The 1,163-nt window shown below is 31.4% G+C and carries 2 protein-coding genes and 1 pseudogene; 2 read left to right on the forward strand and 1 reads right to left on the reverse strand.

Annotated features, from left to right (window positions below):
* Positions 1–108 (reverse strand): annotated as a pseudogene (locus tag AC1DRF_RS28850) (MBL fold metallo-hydrolase); the annotation flags it as partial.
* Positions 109–225: 117 nt separating this feature from the next.
* Here AC1DRF_RS28850 and AC1DRF_RS28855 point away from each other — a divergent pair.
* Together AC1DRF_RS28855 and AC1DRF_RS28860 are read left to right on the forward strand one after the other, a co-directional pair.
* Positions 226–639, forward strand: coding sequence for an Lrp/AsnC family transcriptional regulator (locus AC1DRF_RS28855; RefSeq protein ID WP_427077314.1), 414 nt, complete (start codon positions 226–228; stop codon positions 637–639).
* A 173-nt stretch (positions 640–812) separates the two neighbouring features.
* Positions 813–1,163 (forward strand): DUF5412 family protein (locus AC1DRF_RS28860; RefSeq protein WP_477742419.1); only part of this gene is annotated, 351 nt, incomplete at its 3' end.

The following is a 1,163-nucleotide window of genomic DNA, read 5'->3' on the forward strand; positions in this document are numbered from 1 at the left end:
AGGGAAAGGTGGGTACGTACCTTTCTCTGCCAACATAGGATCTATTAAGAACTTTTTTCCAGCATATTCGACTACGATTGTGGCATTTCGGATTTGTTTAATTTGCATATTTATCTCTCCTTTTATTTAATGTACGTCTAGTTTATAATATGAACCATTGACGAATACATAGATAAAATCAAGTCTTTTGGTGGTTAGACTTGAGAAATGAAAGGATTTAAATATATGTTAGATAATACGGATATCAGTATCTTAAATGAACTATCGAAAAATAGTCGAATCACGATGAAAGAGTTGGGAGAGAAAGTCCATTTAACTGGTCAAGCAGCTGCATCTAGAGTGGCAAAGTTAGAAGACAGTGGAGTGATTGAAGGATATACGATTCAAGTGAATCAAAAGGAATTAGGATGTTTTATACATGCTTGGATTAATATCTATACAAAAAGCACATCTCATCAACCTTTTCTCTCGTTTATAGAAACACAAGAGAACTATCTATTAAATAATTATAAAATTAGTGGAGATGGTTGTTACTTACTTGAATGCAAATTTCCGTCTAATGACGTATTAGATCAATTTTTGACGGACTTAAACAAGCACATTAACTACAAATTATCGATTGTGATTAATAAACTGTAATAAAAAATATTAAAAAAGGTCTTATATCTCTATATAAGGCCCTTTTAGTACCTAGAAGACTGTTTATGGTAACTAGATCTGTGTACTATATTCCTGCTTTTTCAACTCAATTCTGATATATAATCAGATAAGAATAGAACTATAATTTAGTATGTCTAGATAGGAGTTAAAAATTGAAAAAACGATATATAGTGTGTTTAGGTGCATTAAGCGCTTTTATAGTTATAGGATTCATTTGGTGGTTTCTTTTTGCTCCTAGCTATCTACAATTTGCTCCAAAGGGAGAATATATTTCTCAAAGTGCATCCCCTAACGGCGATTACATAGTGAAGATTTATCGTTCAAGTGGTGGAGCGACTACACCTTTTGCTATTAGAGGAGAAGTGACTTATACAAAGAAGATTTTTAATAAAAGGAAAAATATCTATTGGAATTATCCTCAAGAAACCGCCAAAGTTAAATGGGTAAATAACAAAACAGTTAATATTAGTGGCCATATACTAAACATTAAAAAAGATACATTT

The organism is Priestia sp. P5_B4, from assembly GCF_056400385.1.

Bases quoted from the DNA above. Each gene is read 5' to 3' on its own strand.
- AC1DRF_RS28855 (WP_427077314.1), top strand. From the start codon at position 226: ATGTTAGATAATACGGATATCAGTATCTTAAATGAACTATCGAAAAAT.